Annotated in this window: 12 protein-coding genes; 3 read left to right on the forward strand and 9 right to left on the reverse strand. The window is 69.8% G+C overall.

The features are described 5' to 3' along the window. The first annotated feature begins 65 nt into the window (after window positions 1–65). Window positions 66–764 (forward strand): FadR/GntR family transcriptional regulator, encoded by a 699-nt coding sequence (locus IE325_RS12005; protein ID WP_190069775.1) that lies wholly within the window; start codon window positions 66–68, stop codon window positions 762–764. Window positions 765–768: 4 nt separating this feature from the next. Here the strand turns inward: IE325_RS12005 and IE325_RS12010 are convergent, their stop codons facing one another. The 7 genes from IE325_RS12010 to IE325_RS12040 all read right to left on the reverse strand — a co-directional run bounded on the left by IE325_RS12010 (window position 769) and on the right by IE325_RS12040 (window position 10,501). Further along, entirely contained in the window at window positions 769–1,326 is a 558-nt protein-coding gene (locus IE325_RS12010) for a glycoside hydrolase family 25 protein (protein WP_190069776.1), read from the reverse strand. 130 nt (window positions 1,327–1,456) lie between these two features. Continuing rightward, window positions 1,457–3,136: a DUF885 domain-containing protein gene (locus tag IE325_RS12015; protein WP_229911761.1), complete on the reverse strand. Its 1,680-nt coding sequence runs from the start codon at window positions 3,134–3,136 to the stop codon at window positions 1,457–1,459. A 15-nt stretch (window positions 3,137–3,151) separates the two neighbouring features. Continuing rightward, window positions 3,152–4,642 carry an amino acid adenylation domain-containing protein gene (locus IE325_RS12020; RefSeq protein WP_190069777.1) on the reverse strand — a complete coding sequence of 497 codons (1,491 nt, stop codon included), beginning with the start codon at window positions 4,640–4,642 and terminating at the stop codon, window positions 3,152–3,154. Continuing rightward, complete coding sequence (locus tag IE325_RS12025) at window positions 4,642–4,848, reverse strand: MbtH family protein (protein WP_190069778.1); 207 nt, start codon at window positions 4,846–4,848, stop codon at window positions 4,642–4,644. The genes IE325_RS12020 and IE325_RS12025 overlap by 1 nt, the downstream gene beginning before the upstream one ends. Beyond that, window positions 4,841–8,698 (reverse strand): non-ribosomal peptide synthetase, encoded by a 3,858-nt coding sequence (locus IE325_RS12030; RefSeq protein ID WP_190069779.1) that lies wholly within the window; start codon window positions 8,696–8,698, stop codon window positions 4,841–4,843. Before IE325_RS12030 ends, IE325_RS12025 begins: the two co-directional genes overlap by 8 nt. A gap of 61 nt (window positions 8,699–8,759) precedes the next feature. Next, window positions 8,760–9,029 (reverse strand): phosphopantetheine-binding protein, encoded by a 270-nt coding sequence (locus tag IE325_RS12035; RefSeq protein ID WP_190069780.1) that lies wholly within the window; start codon window positions 9,027–9,029, stop codon window positions 8,760–8,762. Further along, window positions 9,026–10,501 (reverse strand): NAD(P)/FAD-dependent oxidoreductase, encoded by a 1,476-nt coding sequence (locus tag IE325_RS12040; protein ID WP_190069781.1) that lies wholly within the window; start codon window positions 10,499–10,501, stop codon window positions 9,026–9,028. The genes IE325_RS12035 and IE325_RS12040 overlap by 4 nt, the downstream gene beginning before the upstream one ends. A 433-nt stretch (window positions 10,502–10,934) precedes the next feature. Here IE325_RS12040 and IE325_RS12045 point away from each other — a divergent pair, with 433 nt between their 5' ends. Together IE325_RS12045 and IE325_RS12050 are read left to right on the forward strand one after the other, a co-directional pair. Next, the gene (locus tag IE325_RS12045; RefSeq protein ID WP_229911762.1) at window positions 10,935–12,131 is read left to right on the forward strand and encodes an ATP-grasp domain-containing protein; all 1,197 of its coding nucleotides are present in this window, start codon (window positions 10,935–10,937) and stop codon (window positions 12,129–12,131) included. Beyond that, complete coding sequence (locus IE325_RS12050; RefSeq protein ID WP_229911763.1) at window positions 12,128–13,399, forward strand: MFS transporter; 1,272 nt, start codon at window positions 12,128–12,130, stop codon at window positions 13,397–13,399. Before IE325_RS12045 ends, IE325_RS12050 begins: the two co-directional genes overlap by 4 nt. Window positions 13,400–13,426: 27 nt before the next feature. Here the strand turns inward: IE325_RS12050 and IE325_RS12055 are convergent, their stop codons facing one another. Together IE325_RS12055 and glyA are read right to left on the reverse strand one after the other, a co-directional pair. Next, window positions 13,427–14,794, reverse strand: coding sequence for an L-serine ammonia-lyase (locus IE325_RS12055; protein ID WP_190069783.1), 1,368 nt, complete (start codon window positions 14,792–14,794; stop codon window positions 13,427–13,429). A gap of 93 nt (window positions 14,795–14,887) precedes the next feature. Then, a partial coding sequence (gene glyA, locus IE325_RS12060; protein ID WP_190069784.1) for a serine hydroxymethyltransferase occupies window positions 14,888–15,732 on the reverse strand: 845 nt, incomplete at its 5' end.

The following is a 15,732-nucleotide window of genomic DNA, read 5'->3' on the forward strand; positions in this document are numbered from 1 at the left end:
ACTCACTCCTCAGCTCCTCAGACAAGTAAAATGCTGTCAACTCCTCAGACAAGTAGGTGAAGTCCGTGCCGCCGTCGCCGCTCGGTGCCCTCCGGCCCAGCCCCCTGGTCGAACAGGCCGCCGAGCGGCTGCGCGAGCAGATCGCGGGCGGCCACTGGCCCGTCGGCACCAAGCTGCCCGGCGAGACGACCCTGGCCAGGGAACTCGGCGTCGGCCGCTCCACCGTCCGCGAGGCCCTGCGCGCCCTGGCCGGCGCCGGCCTCGTCCAACCCCGCCAGGGCGCCGGCGTCTTCGTCCTCGCCACCGAACCGGCCGAGGACTGGCCCACCCGCCTGCGCCGAGCCGCGGTGAACGACGTCTACGAGGTCCGCATGGCCGTAGAGGTCCACGCGGCCCGCCTCGCCGCCCGACGCCGCACCCCCGAGGACGTCACGGCGATGGAAGCGGCACTGGAAGCCCGCCGAGCCGCCTCCACGGCCGACGACGCGACCTTCGTGGAGGCCGACATCACCTTCCACGCGACGGTGGTCGCCGCCGCCCACAACCCCGTACTCACCGACCTGTTCACCGAGTTCACGCCCGTCTTGCGCAAGGGCCTGGTCGAACTCCTCAACCTGACCGGCGTACGGGTTCACGACCCCAACACGGCAGATGGCGCCCATGAGGCGCTGGTGCGGGCGGTTGTGGCGGGGGATGGGGAGGGGGCGGCGGAGGTGTTGCGGGGCGAGTTGCAGGAGCCGTTCGGGGCCATGATGGGCGATTAGGCCGTCATGCGTTCTCGGCCCATTCACGCAATGCGGCCTTGCTGGAGAAATTCGCCACGTTCTTGTCCAGCGGATTGTCCGTGTACTGATGGAAGCGCCATTTCGCCTGGATGCGCGGCTTGCCCGCCGTCACGTAGTCGGCGATCCAGAGGCCGTCGCCGGCGTAGGACGTGGTGTCGACGTTGAGCCAGTAATTCCTGTTCGCGTACAAGATCACCGGGTTGTTCGGCCGCTTCTCCTTCAGTTTCCGGATGAACAGATCCTTCTCCGCATTGCTCGCATGCGTCCCCTCACTCGTCGTCTCCCAGTCCACGGCGAGAATGTCGCCCGCTTTCTCGGGGGCCTTGCTGACGAAATAGTCGGCCTGGGCGGAGAGGTTGCCCGGCCAGAGGAAGTGGTAGAAGCCGACGACCAGGCCGGCGTCCCGGGCGCGTTTTGTCTGGGCGGCGAGTTTGGGATTGATGTAGGAACGGCCCTCCGTCGCCTTGATGAAGACGAAGGAGAGGCCGTCGGTGGCGTAGGACGAGGACTGGTACGCGCTGACATCGATGCCGCGGATCATGGGGGACTCCCTGAAGTGCATGTGGGGTGACAGGAGTTGGACTTGTTGTATGCCCCATCAGGGTGCCGCTGATCCGTCTCGCGGGTGGAGAGGTGAGGTGGAGATGTGAGGTGGAGTTATCGGGGAGGAGTCAGTCCGTCTTGGTCAGGACCTGCCGCAGTGTGTCCAGGCCCGCCGGGCCGCTCCGCAGTGCGCGCATATGGAAGTCCCTGAGGTCGAATTCGCTGCCGCGCTCCGTCCGGAGCGTCTCGCGGATGGACAGCCACAGCCGCTCGCCGAGCTTGTACGAGGGTGCCTGGGCCGGCCAGCCGAGGTAGCGGTCTATCTCGTCGACAGCGCGTGCCTTGTCGGTGAGGGTCCTTGTCCGCAGGAACTCCTGGGCGAGTTCAGGGGTCCAGTGCCTGCCCTCGTGGAAGCCGGTGCCTGCCGGGATCTCCAGTTTCAGGTGCATGCCGATGTCCACGATCACCCGCGCCGCGCGGAAGATGTGTTTGTTGAGCATGCCGAGCAGATAGCCGTCGTCGAGGTACCCGAACTCCCGCATCAGGCGCTCGGCGTAGAGGGCCCAGCCCTCGCCGTGGCCGTCGATGAAGCAGAGCAGGCGCTGGAAGCGGTTGAGGGCCGGGGTCGCCACCGCTGTGCCGATCTGGAGGTGATGGCCCGGCACGCCCTCGTGGTAGACGGTGCTGGCCTCGCGCCATGTCGAGAAGGATTGTTTGTCCGCCGGGAGCGACCACCACATCGTGCCGGGGCGGCTGAAGTCGTCGGCGGGGTTGGTGTAGTAGGCGCCGAGTCCGCCGCCCGGCGGGGCGATCCGGCAGTCCAGCCGCATCAGTTCGTCCGGGATGTCGAAGTGCTTTCCGCGCAGGTCGGCGAGTGCCTGCTCGGAGAGGTCCCGCATCCACGCCTGGAATCCGGCATGGCCGCGGACGCGGTACCGGGGATCGCCGTCGAGCACCTCGGCCGCCTCGGCCGGAGTCGCCCCGGGTTTGATCTGTCCCGCGACCTCGGCCAGCTCCGCCTCGATCCGGCCGAACTCCGCCCAGCCCCAGGCGTATGCCTCGCGCGGATCCAGGCTCGCCCCGGTGAACTTGCGTGCCCACAGGCCGTAGAGGTCCGCGCCGACCGCGTCCTCGGTGCCGGCCTTCGGCGCGAGTTCCTCACGGAGGAAGGCGGCCAGCCCGGCGTATGCCTCCCTGGCCGCGCGCACGCCGGCGTCGAGGTCGGCCCGCAGTGCGCCTTCGACGCCCGGCACCTCGTCGGCGGACGCGGCGAGTTCGGTGAAGAAGGATCCGGGGGCGGACCAGGTCTCGCACTGGTCCAGCGTCCGCCGCACCTGACGTATCGCCGAGACGACTCCCTTGTCCGCCGATGCCGTCAGCGACGCCCGGTATCCCGCGAGCGTCTCCGGTACCCGGGCCAGCCGCGCCGCGATCAGCGCCCAGTCGTCGGCGGTCCCGGTCGGCATCAGGTCGAAGGCGTAGCGGATGTCCTGCGCCGGGCTCGCGGTCATGTTGAGTGACGCGGCGTGCAGGCCGGCCTCGTGCATGTCGACGTCGACCGTGAGCCGTTCGGTGAAGACCGCCTTGGCGATGCGCTCGGCATCGTCGCCGGGTCGCGTGGCCGCCATGTCGGACAGGGCGGTCCTGGCGAGTTCGGCGCGTGCCGCGTGGCCGTCGGGGGAGAGGTCGGGCAGATGGGCGTCATGGCCGCGGATGCCGAACTCGGTGGCCGCGAGCGGATTCAGACGGGCGTAGTCATCGACATAGGCGTCGCACACACCGTGCACGCCGGCTTCTGCACGTGGCACCACTGGACTCCTTCTTCAGGTACGTCGGACCGGGTCCCCGACCGGCATCCTGGCCAGCGCCTTGCGGTCGACCTTGCCCGCCCGGTTGAGGGGCATGTTGTCCAGCCATACGAAGAAACGGGGAAGCATATGGCTCGGCAACCGGTCTCGCAGCTGGCCGGTGAGCACCTCGTCGGGCGACCGTTCGCCGACCAGGAAGGCGACGATGGCGGCACCGCCGGGCGTGTCCTCGCGTAGCAGCACCGCGGAGTCGACGGCTCCGGCGCACTCGCGCAGGGCGTGCTCGACCTCGCCGATCTCGACGCGGAAGCCGCGGATCTTGACCTGGTCGTCGATGCGGCCGAGGTAGACGTAGTCGCCGTCGGGTTGCAGCCGTACGCGGTCGCCGGTGGCGTACATCCGCGATCCGGGTGTCTCCGAGAAGGGGTCCGGCAGGAACGCCGCCGCCGTGCGGGCCGGCAGGCCGATGTAACCCCTTGCCAGGCCGATGCCCGCGATGAACAACTGGCCCTCGTCGCCGGCCGGGACGGGGCGCAGGTCGTCGTCCAGTACGTATGTCCCCACCCCTCGGACCGGGCTGCCGATCGGTACCCAGCTCGGGGTCGAGGGGTTGCAGCGGTACCAGGTGGCGGCGACCGAGGCCTCGGTCGGACCGTAGCCGTTGGCGACGACCAGGGGCGGGGAGTCGGCGAGGCCGAGGCCGTCGAGCTGGGAGCCGCCGGTGATGACGAGGCGGACGCCCGCGCGGGCGAGTCGGGGGAGGAGTGAGCGGCCGTAAGGTCCGAGGACGGCGGCCGGGATCTCCAGCGCGGTCACACCGAGGGCGCGCACGGTGACCAGGATCCGGCTCGCGGGCAGGTCCGCGTCGTCGCCGATCGCCACGCAGGCGCCCGCGCACAGCGGCATCAGAACGTCGTGCATCGTGCTGTCGACGGTCGGTGCGGTCGTCCACAGCATGACGTCGTCCGGCCTGATCAGGTCGAGGTCCTCGATCGAGGCGACGATCAGATTGTGGATCCCCTCGTGCGGTACGCCGACGATCTTGGGGCGTCCGGTGGAGCCGGAGGTGGTGATCGCGTACGCCAGGTCGAGCGGCTGTGGGTGGGGAAGTACGGCGGCTTCCACCGGGGTCGGGTCCTCCAGCAGCAGTGCCTCGGGGCACCACTCCGTGGGTGCGGTGACGAGGATCTGTTCGCATCCCGCGTCGTCCAGCACCTCCCGGTTGCGCCGGGGCGGGTCGTCCGGGTCGAGCGGCAGACACGCAGCGCCGCAGCGCAGTACGGCGAGGAGGCCGGTCAGGGCCGCTGCGCCGCGGGGGGCCAGCAGGCCCACCACCGTTCCGGGTCCCGCTCCCGCGTGGCGCAGGCGGTGGGCCAGCCGGGTCGTCGCGCGGTCGAACTCGGCGTACGTCCACGACCGTTCCCGCGTCCGGACGGCGAGGGCGTCCGGACGTGCCCGGACCTGGTGCTCGAACAGGTCGACCACCGTACGCAGCCTGGATTCCACTATGCCGTCCCCCCGCTCCGCTCACGCAGGCTCAGCGGCCGCAGGTCCGTCCACACACGGTCGATATGGGCGAGGCACGCCGCCCTGTCGCCGCTGAATCCCTCGGCACGCCAGCCGGACGGGACGTCACGGTCGGCCGGCCAGATCGAGTGCTGCTCCTCGTGGTTGACCACCACGCTGAACTCGCGGTCGTCGTCGTCAAACATGGTCCACGTCCCCGTCCTGGTCGTTGTTTCCGCCGCTCAGCGCCCAGCCGATCGCCTCAGGGAGCATCGCCTCCCACGCGGCGTAGGTGTGGCCGCCGTCGCCGTACGCGCACCGCACGACATGGCCGCGCAGCGCCAGGTCCTCCCCGGTGCGCTTGGTGGCGTCCAACTGGCTGATGCCACCGTCGAGCATCGCGTCCGCTTCCTCGCGGCTCGCGGACAGGAAGAACCGGGCCGGGCCCGGGTCCCCGGGAGTCGCCTGTGCCAGGCGGTGGTCGGTCAGCGGGCCGGACATGCCCACGGCTCCGTCGAAGCGGTCGGGGCGGTGCAGTGCGGCGCGCACCGCGGTGACGGCGCCGAGGCTCGCGCCGACGGCTGTCGTACGTCCCCCACTTGGCCATCCCTTGCCCAACCGGTCCCTCAGATACGGGATCAGTTCGTCGGCGAGCACGTCCACGAACTTCTCGTCCAGCAGCTCCCTGTTGCGGACCGACCACTCGGCCGGGCTCACGAACAGGGCCGCCGTCGGCGGGATCCGGTGCTGATGGATCAGACGGTCGAGCAGCGCCGGCAGCCGCATGATGTCCACGAACTCGGAGCCGTCGAGCACGATCAGGGTTCGCGGCTCCGGGCCCGGGTCCCCGTCGGGGACGTACAGGTCGAGTCGGCGTTCACCGGGGAAACTCAGGCTGCGCCACACCTGTCGCTCAAGGCGGTGCTCGCCCGGGACCGCGTCCGGCGCGGTCTCCGCCAGGATCGCGGCCGCGTACGCGGCGGGTGTGCGGTGGGTCATCATCAGCCGCAACGGGACCTCGCGGCCGAGCAGTCGCCGGATCGCCGCGGTCGCCCTCGGGACGAGGAGGGAGTGGCCGCCGTGCGCGAAGAAGTCCGCGTCGGCGGGCACCGTCCGGCCCAGTACCCCGGACCACGCCTCGACCACACGGGCCTCCAGCCCGGTCGACGGCTGGGCGGAGCCCGGTTCGGCCTCGGCGACGGGAGGCAGCGCCTCGCGATCGACCTTGTTGTTGGCGGTCAACGGGATGCGGGGCACCTCGATGACATGGTCGGGGAGCATGTACGCGGGCAAGCTCAAGCCCAGCCGGGCGCGAAGCGTGGACACGTCCACCGGGGCCGTCGCCACGACGTAGGCGGCCAGCGCCGGCCCCGTCGGCGACTCGACCCGCAGTACGACGGCCGACGTGATCTCCGGCTCGCGCAGCAACACATGCTCGATCTCGCTCAGTTCGATCCGGAAGCCGCGGATCTTCACCTGCTTGTCGGCGCGGCCGAGGAAGTCGATCGCCCCGCTCGGCAGATACCGGCCGACGTCACCGGTGCGATACATCCGGGCGCCGGGCGGGCCGTACGGGTCGGGGACGAACGCCGCGGCGGTCAGGTCCGGGCGGCCGTGGTAGCCGCGGGCCAGACCGTCGCCCGCCAGGTGGATCTCGCCGCGCATACCGACCGGGACGGGGCGCAGGTCGCGGTCGAGGAGGTAGACGCGGGTGTGGGGAAGGGCGTACCCGATGGGCACCCGGCCCGCCTCCCACTCGCCCCCGTCGAACAGGGTCGCCAGCACTGTGCATTCGGTCGGCCCGTAGGACGCCGTGACACGGCAACCGGGGAGGCCCGCACGGGCGGCGGCGAAGCTGCGTGGGTTGACCACGTCGCCCCCGACGACGAGTCGGCTCAGGCCCGCGAGCGTCCCGATGTCCCGTTCCACCAGCAGGTCCAGCTGCGGGGAGACCAGTTTGAGGGTGGTGACGGCGTGGGTGCGGACGACGTCGTCCAGGCCGTCGAGGAGGGTGCCGGTGTCGGTGACCACCACGCGGCCGCCGTGCGCGAGAGGGGCCCACTCCAGCACCGCGACGTCGAACGTCAGGGGCCCGCACTGCAGGAAGGTCGTCCCGGGCCCGACGTCGAGATGGCGCGGCACCCCCGCCACCAGCCTGCTCAGCGCCCGGTGCGAGACCGCCACCGACTTGGGTGCCCCGGTCGAGCCGGACGTCGAGATGAGATACGCCAGGTTGTCGGGGAGGGCGGCCCGCTCCAGGTCCCCGGCGTCGTAGCCGCTCAGATCGAGTGATCCGAGGACCAGCTTCGGCACGACACCATCGGGCAGGTGGTCGTCCAGGCCGGGGCTGACGACCGTGAGGATCGCGCCCGCGTCCGAGAGCAGGAAGCGCAGTCGGTCGGCCGGGTGGGCCGGGTCGAGCGGGAGGTAGGCGGCACCGGTCTTGGCGACGGCGAGCAGGACGACGTAACGCTCGATCGTCTTGTCCAGGCAGACGGCGATCACCCGCTCGGGCCCGGCGCCGAGCGTGAGCAGGTGCCTGGCCAGTCGGTTCGCGGACTCGTTGAGCTGCCCATACGTCAGCTTCCCGCTCGCGCCGACCACGGCGGGTGCCGTGGGGTGGCTCGCCGCCTGTTCCTGGACGCGTTCCACGATCGTCGCCGTCGGAGCGGGGGTCGCGTCGTTGGTGCTGTGCAGTCGTTCGCGTTCGGGCTCCTCGATCAGGGGCAGTTGACGCAACGGCTGGTCGGGGTCGCTCACGCCCTGTTCCAGCAGCCGGATGTAGGTGGCGGCCAGTGCGGCAGTGGGCGCCTCGTCGAACAGCGCCGACCGGTAGACGAAGGAGGCGCGCAGCCGCCCGTCGACGACCTGGGTGGTGAGGGACAGGTCGAAGCGTGCCGTCACCGGCAGTTCGGGGTACCACCAGGTCGGCGCTCCCGGCGCCTCGGCGAGGCTCACCCGGTCGCCCGCGTGGTTCACCGCGATGTCGAAGAGCGGGTTGCGCCGGTCCTCGGAACCGGCGTGGAGCGCACCGACGATGCTTTCGAAGGGCACGTCCTGGTGCGCGTCCGCCGCCATCCAGGCGTCCCGTGTGCGGGTCACGAGGGAGCGGAAGGTCAGCGGCTCACCGGACAGGTCGATCCGCAGCGCCACGGTGTTGATGAAGAAGCCGATCAGGTCCTGCAGTTCCGGGCGCGGCCGGTCGGAGACGATCGCGCCGACGACGACATCGGTCCGGCCGCTGTACGCGCTCAGGGTCGCGGCCAGTGCCGCCGTCACCACGACGGCCGGGGTCGCCCGGGCGCGCCAGGCCAGCGCGGTCATCGCCGCGGTGGCCTCCTCCGACAGTTCGACGACGACGGTGCCGCCGGTCGCGTCGTTCGCCGTGGACCGGGGGCGGTCCGGCGTGAGTTCCAGGCGTTCGCTCCCGCGCAGCGCCGCCACCCGGCGCTCCAGTTGCGGCTGGAGCGCGCCGCTGTCGAGGAAGCGGCGCTGCCAGTCCGCGTAGTCGCCGTATTGCACGGCGAGTTCCGGAAGCTCCGGCTCGCGTTGCTTCAGCGCGGCTTCGTACAGCTCGAAGAGGTCCCTGGCCAATACGTCCATGGACCAGCGGTCCGTGATGATGTGGTGCAGGGACATCAACAGGCCGTATCCGTCGTCCAGTTCGGCGACGACGACCCGGAGCAGGGGTGGCCGGGCGAGATCGAAGGGTTCTCGGACCGCCCGGTCCACCGCTGCCCGCCAGTCGGTCCCCGCCCATACGACGGGGACGTCGATCACGTCGGCGACCTCCTGTGCGACCGTGCCGTCCGCGCGCAGGACGAACCTGGTCCGCAGGATCTGGTGCCTGCGGACCAGGCAGGCCAACGCGGTGGCCAGGGCCGCCTGGTCCACCCCGTCCGGGAACCGCCAACCGCCGGTGATGTGGTACTCGTACGACGTTTCCCACTGGTGCAGCCACCACAGGCGTTCCTGTCCCGCCGACAGCGGGAAGTCCGTGGTGGCACCGCGCACCAGGGGAAAGGGGTTCGTCGGACGTGGTTCGAACTTCACCATGTCGGCCTGCGCATCCCTTCGGGCGGGGAGGTGGATCGGGACCGGTGGCTCCGGACAGGCCCTAGCCCTGGGCGGAGCTCAGCGCCCCGTCGACGGCCGCGGTGATGGTGTCGACGCTGCGGAACGTCGACTCCTTGAGGGCGCTCTCGGGCAGTTCGATGCCGAAGGTGTCCTCGATGCTCAGCATCAGCCCGAGGCAGGTCAGCGACGTCATGCCCCTGTCCCACAGGTTGTCGTCGTGGTTCAGCTCGAAGCCGTGTCCTGAGAGGTTGAGCTGCTGGTCGATCAGCTTCCTGACGATGTCCACGGTGGAGGTGTCGGAGGTGGTCACTTCGCCACCTCGCTCGCACTCTGGCGCCCGCGCAGATAGCGCCTGATCCGGCGGGCGCCGAGCAGGCTGCCCTGTGCGTACCAGAGGATGTCCGGGCCGAGCGCGTAGTCGATGCCCAGCTGGTCGTAGGCCTGCACACACCGCGTCCGGTAGTACTCCGCGATCTGTGCCGTCGTCATCTGGGGCGCCGCTTCCGCGCCGGTCTCGAACCAGGCGGCGAGGTTGTGCTCGACGTACTCGTCGATGGACCACTCGATGGTGCGGGTGACGATCGGTTCCCGGGTCGGCGCGAACATCGGGTCGATGGTGCCGGGCTTGCCCTGGAGTTCGTTCGCGACATGCTCGGCCAGCAGCGGCGCGCAGTGGAACCCGTCGCGGTATGTGCCGGTCATCAGATAGAGACCGGACGGCGGCAGCCAGCCGATCATCGGGAAGCCGTCCAGGGTCACCGGGCGGTTCCCGGCGAGCCACTGCACGACCTCGTGGCCGGCGGCCCGTTCGTCGAGCTGCTGCATCGAGTACTGGGCGAGGAACCTGACGTCGGCCATCCAGGTGACACCGGTGATGGAGTCCACCAGCCGGTTGGTGGCGCCGTAGTACTCCAGGCCGTCGCCCTGCGGCACGACATGCAGCCCGCACGCGAACCCGCGGTTCGGGGTGCGCACCACGCTGCGGAACGGGTCGCCGCCGGAGCGCCGCGCGATCATCGCGAAGCCGAGACCGGGGAACGTGGGGATCAGGTCGATGTCCTCGGACACCGTCCGCACCAGCGACTCGCTGTGGATGCCGGCCGCCACGACGACGGTGCCCGCCTCGATGACATGGCCGTCGTCGAGCTCGACCCCGGTCACGACATCGCCACTGCCCAACAGCCTGCGCACCGACCGGTCCACCTGGACCGCGCCCGTGTCGCTCAGCCGGCTCTCCAGCGCGGTCAGCACACCGCGCGCGTCCACGGCACCCTCGGTCGGCAGGTGCACGGCACGCAGCGACCTGGTGTCCAGACGGGGGTTGAACCCGGGTATGTCGTTCGGGTCCATCTCCTCCCACGGCTTGCCGTACTGATCGAGCGCGTCGATCATCGCCTTGAAGTTGACGGTGTCCAGCTCGGCGCCGATGGAGTTGAGCACGACGTGGGTGTCGGGGGCGCTCTGCAGCGGGCGTCCCGTCCGGGAGTACTCCTCCAGCTTGGCCAGCACGGCGGGCCACCGCTCGTGCGAGTTGACGCCCAGCTCGAAGCGGGTGCGCGCGGCGTCGGTGCGTAACGACTCCGTGGTCGTCTCGCCGAAGCAGCCCAGCATCGCGCCGGCGGCCTGGCTGGCCCCCGTCTCGCGATGGCTCGGCCCGACCACGACGACGGAGCCCATCCCGCGCTCCATCAGTTCGTCGGCCAGGAACAGGCCCAGGGCGCCGTTGCCGACGATCACGACGTCGGCGTGCTTCGGCGTTTCGTTGATTGCGGTTTCAGTCACTTTCGGAACTCCCCCTTATTCCAGGTGGTAGCCCAATAAAGACACCGAGAGGTATGGCGCCGGCAGCGTCGTGCCGGGGCCATGGAAAGACGGAAACGGTGGTTTCCGTGAATGTTGAATCAGAGTGGAATCAGCGCGGATGATTTGACATACCCGAAGCGGCCGCCGGATGCGGCTAGGCTTTGATCTTCGCTGGCACCCCCGTACCTGGCGCTGTGTCGTCGTCGACGCTACCCCGTCATCGTCGCGACTTGAAAGTGAAATCAGGTGGTGACAAGTGAATGGCGTATTCTCACCGCCGGAACAATGTCTTCCTGTTCGTCCGGAGTATGTTCGTGGTCTGAAATCAGCCGACTGTGAGAGAGGCTCGACATTGTTACCTGACCCCGTTGTCGCTGGATCGCGGCCGGTGATTGCAGTGGTCGGAGGAAAGGTGAAGGTCCTCCGGAAGGCACATGACCTGGGGCTGGATGTGGTGTACATCCAGCACCCCGACGAGTACGACAGCAGCCACTGGCCGTATGTCGGTCAGGCCCTGCTCGTCGACTACGCGGACACCGAGCGGGTGTTGCCCCTGGTGCGGTCGTTGCACGAGACGTATCCGTTCCACATGGTCGTCTCGCCCTGGGAGCTGGGGCTGCTGCCGGCGGCGAAGATCGACGACGCCCTCGGTCTCGGCGGCAACCCGCTGCGGACGGTGGAGATGCTGCTCGACAAGTCGAGGATGCGCGCGCATCTCAATGCGTCGGGAATCAGCCCCGTCGCCGCCGAGGTGGGCCGGACCGAGCGGGATCTGCGGGAGTTCGCCCGCGCCAACGGACTGCCCGTCGTGGTGAAACCCATCGACGAGGCCGGCAGCATCGGCATCTTCAAGGTGCGCGACGAGTCGGACCTGGCGTCGGTCGTGGAACGCTTTCACGCCCTCGGCAAGCAGATCGACAAGAAGGACCTGGCCGGAGACCTCGACCGGTTCCTGATGGAGGAGTACCTGGACGGCCCGGAGATCAGCGTCGAGACACTGAGCTTCGACGGCCGCCATGTCCTCGTGGGCGTGACCGACAAGCTGTGCCTGGACTCGGGATTCGTCGAGACCGGCCACTCCCAGCCGAGCCGACACCCGGCAGAACTGCTGCGCGACGCCGAGGACCTGGTGATGAAGTTCCTCGACGCGATCGGACTGCGCCACGGCCCGGCGCACACCGAGATCAAGCTGACCTCGCGCGGCCCGGTCATCATCGAGTCCCACAACCGCGTCGGCGGCGACCGCATCCATGATCTGACCGAGATCGCCTACGGCGTCGACATGGACCGCTATACGCTCGGTTCGCGCTTCGGTCTGATCGAGCCCCTTGAGCGGGCACCCCAACCAGTGGCGGGCGCGGCGATCCGCTTCTTCACCCCACCGCCGGGCCGCGTCACCGAGGTGACCGGCGCCGAATCCATCGCCGCCGACCCCGCCCTGTACGACCTGGTCATCTCGGTCGAGCCGGGCGACGAGGTACGGCCGCTCACCTGGAGCGACGACCGGGTCGGCCATGTCATCGCCCGAGGCGCGACCGCCGAGGAGGCGATCGCCAACTGCGAGCGGCTGCTCGCGGCGGTACGCATCCACACGGAGCCGATCACGTGAGCACCGAGCAGCCCGACGTGCAGGACCCGCCGTTCCGCGAGACGCTGCGCGAACTGCCGCCCCGGGTGTGGATCGTCAGCCTCGGCATCCTCGTCAACCGGTGCGGCAACTTCCTGCCGGTCTTCATCGTCCTGTACCTGACCAGCCAGGGCTATTCACCCGGAGCGGCGGGGCTGGTCCTCGGCTCCGCCGGGCTGGGCAACGTCCTCGGCAGCGCGCTCGGCGGATATCTCGCCGACCAGCTCGGCAGGCGCTGGACCATCGCCCTGTCCGGCGTCACCACCGCGGCTCTGACGGCGGTCATCCCGGTCCTTGACGGCCTCGTCATGAACATCATCGTGGTCGGCCTCGTCGGCGCGGCGTCACAGGTGTACCGGCCGGCCGCCGCGGCCCTGCTGACGGACTCCGTGACCACCAACCAGCAGCGGGTGGCGGCCTTCGCGGTCTTCCGGTTCGCCATGAACCTCGGCGCCGCCGCCGGCGGCTTCCTCGGCGGCTGGCTCGCGGCCAACTCGTATACGGAGCTGTTCCTCGGCAACGCCGCCGCCTGTCTCCTCTTCGGCGTGATCGCGGTCCTGCTGCTGCGCGACGTACCGCACCGCGGGTCCGAGGAGGACGGCGAGGACGGCTCCGAGGCCAAGGAACAGGGCAGTTACAAGCTGGCGCTCGCCGACCGCCGGCTGCGGCGGTTCCTGCTCATGACCGTCATCGCCGAGCTCGTCTACATCCAGTCGACCGTCGGCCTGCCGCTGCACGTCACCGCCAGCGGACTCTCGGAGGCCGACTTCGGGCTGCTCATCGGCCTCAACGGCGTGCTCGTCCTGGTCTGCGAACTGCCCATCGCCGGGCTGGTGGTGAAACGCCGGGCCACCCATGTCCTGGCCTGGGGAAACCTGGCCACCGGCGTCGGTCTCGCGCTGACCGGCTTCGCGACCGACATGATCTGGCTCGCCGCGACCGTCGTCCTGTGGTCGCTCGGCGAGATGATGTACTCCTCCGTGGCCAACGCCCACCTCGGCGGACTCTCCCCGGCCGGCATGGTCGGCCGCTACCAAGGCCTCTACGGCGCCGCCTTCACCCTGGGCACCGGCGTCGGCCCGCTCATCGGCGCCGCGATCTACGCCTACAACGAGTGGGCCCTGTGGGCGGCCATCGGCGTCGCCGGCGTGATCTCCGCCCAACTCTGCCTGCCGGGCCGCCGCGCCTCGGCGCCGCCGGACACCGAGGGGGACGGGCCCCGGCAGCGGGCGGACGAGGCGTCCGCCTGAAACCGACCCACGGCGAGGGGCGGCCCCTCAGCACTCGATGATGTTGACAGCCAACCCGCCCCGAGCCGTCTCCTTGTACTTCACGCTCATGTCCGCACCGGTGTCCTTCATGGTCTTGATGACCTTGTCCAGGGACACCTTGTGCGAGCCGTCCCCGCGCATCGCCATCCGCGCGGCGGTGACCGCCTTCACCGCGGCCATGCCGTTGCGCTCGATGCAGGGGATCTGGACGAGGCCGCCGACCGGGTCGCAGGTCAGGCCGAGGTTGTGTTCCATGCCGATCTCGGCCGCGTTCTCGACCTGCTCGGGGGAGCCGCCGAGCACCTCGGCCAGCGCGCCCGCCGCCATGGAGCAGGCGGAGCCGACCTCGCCCTGGCAGCCGACCTCGGCGCCGGAGATGGACGCGTTCTCCTTGAACAGCATCCCGATGGCACCGGCGGCCAGCAGGAACCGTACGACCCCGTCCTCGTCGGCACCGGGCACGAAGTTGATGTAGTAGTGCAGGACCGCGGGGATGATGCCGGCGGCGCCGTTCGTCGGGGCGGTCACTACTCTGCCGCCCGCCGCGTTCTCCTCGTTCACGGCCATCGCGTAGAGCGTGATCCACTCCATGGCGAGCGCCTTGGGGTCGCCCTCGGAGCGCAGCTTGCGGGCCGTGTTCGCCGCCCGACGCCGCACCTTGAGACCGCCCGGCAGGATGCCTTCGCGCGACATGCCGCGCGACACGCACTCCCGCATCACCCGCCAGATCTCCAGCAGCCCCGCGCGGATCTCCTCCTCGGTGCGCCAGGCCCGCTCGTTCTCCAGCATCAGCGAGGAGATCGACAGACCCGTCTCCTGCGTCAGGCGCAGCAGCTCGTCACCGGTGCGGAAGGGGTACTTCAGGACCGTGTCGTCGAGCTTGATCCGGTCCGCGCCGACCGCGTCCTCGTCGACGACGAAGCCGCCGCCCACCGAGTAGTACGTCTTGGACAGCAGCTCCGCGCCGGACGCGTCGTACGCCCACAGCGTCATGCCGTTCGCGTGGTAGGGGAGTGTCTTACGGCGGTGCAGCACCAGATCCTTGTCGAAGTCGAACGGGATCTCGCGCTCGTCGAGGAGCCTGAGCCGCCCCCCTGACTTGATCTTCTCCACCCGTTCGTCGGCGCCCTCCACGTCCACCGTGCGCGGCGAGGCACCCTCCAGGCCGAGCAGCACCGCCTTCGGGGTGCCGTGGCCATGGCCGGTCGCGCCGAGCGAGCCGTACAGCTCGGAACGTATGGAGGCGACCGAGGACAGCACGTCCTCGTTGCGCAGACGGTGGGCGAACATGCGTGCCGCTCGCATCGGGCCGACCGTGTGGGAGCTGGACGGGCCGATGCCGATCGAGAACAGGTCGAAGACCGAGATGGCCACGGGGAACTCCTCAATACGGGGTGATGCGAAAGATTTCCGCGGGGTGCCCCGCACGCTCACTGACCAGTGTGCGGGACACCCCACAAAAAGGAACTACTTGTTCAGACCGGGGTACAGCGGGTGCTTTTCGGCCAGTGCCCGGACCCGGGCTTTGAGCGCCTCGACGTCGTACGACGGCTTCAGCGTCTCCGCGATGACGTCCGCGACCTCGGCGAAGTCCTCGGCCTGGAAGCCGCGGGTGGCCAGCGCCGGGGTGCCGATCCGCAGCCCCGAGGTCACCATCGGCGGGCGCGGGTCGTTGGGGACGGCGTTGCGGTTGACGGTGATGCCGACCTCGTGGAGGCGGTCCTCGGCCTGCTGCCCGTCCAGCTCGGACTCGCGCAGGTCGACGAGGATGAGGTGCACGTCGGTGCCGCCGGACAGCACGTTCACCCCGGCCGCACGGGCGTCGGCGGCGGTGAGCCGCTCGGCGAGGAGGCGTGCGCCCTCGACCGTACGGCGCTGGCGCTCCTTGAACTCGTCGCTCGCGGCGACCTTGAAGGACACCGCCTTGGCGGCGATCACATGCTCCAGGGGGCCGCCCTGGAAGCCGGGGAAGACCGACGAGTTCAGCTTCTTCGCGAAGTCCTTCTTCGCCAGGATGATGCCGCCGCGCGGCCCGCCCAGGGTCTTGTGGGTGGTGGAGGTGACGACGTCCGCGTACTCGACCGGGTTCGGGTGCAGCCCGGCCGCGACCAGCCCGGCGAAGTGCGCCATGTCGACCCACAGGTAGGCCCCGGCCTCGTCCGCGATGCGCCGGAACTCGGCGAAGTCCAGCTGCCGCGGATACGCCGACCACCCGGCGATGATCACCTTCGGCCGGTGCTCCTTGGCGAGCCGCTCGACCTCGGCCATGTCCACCAGACCGGCCTCGTCGACGTGGTAGGCGACGACGTTGA

It is taken from the genome of Streptomyces lanatus, from assembly GCF_014655715.1.
Classification (GTDB): domain Bacteria; phylum Actinomycetota; class Actinomycetes; order Streptomycetales; family Streptomycetaceae; genus Streptomyces; species Streptomyces lanatus.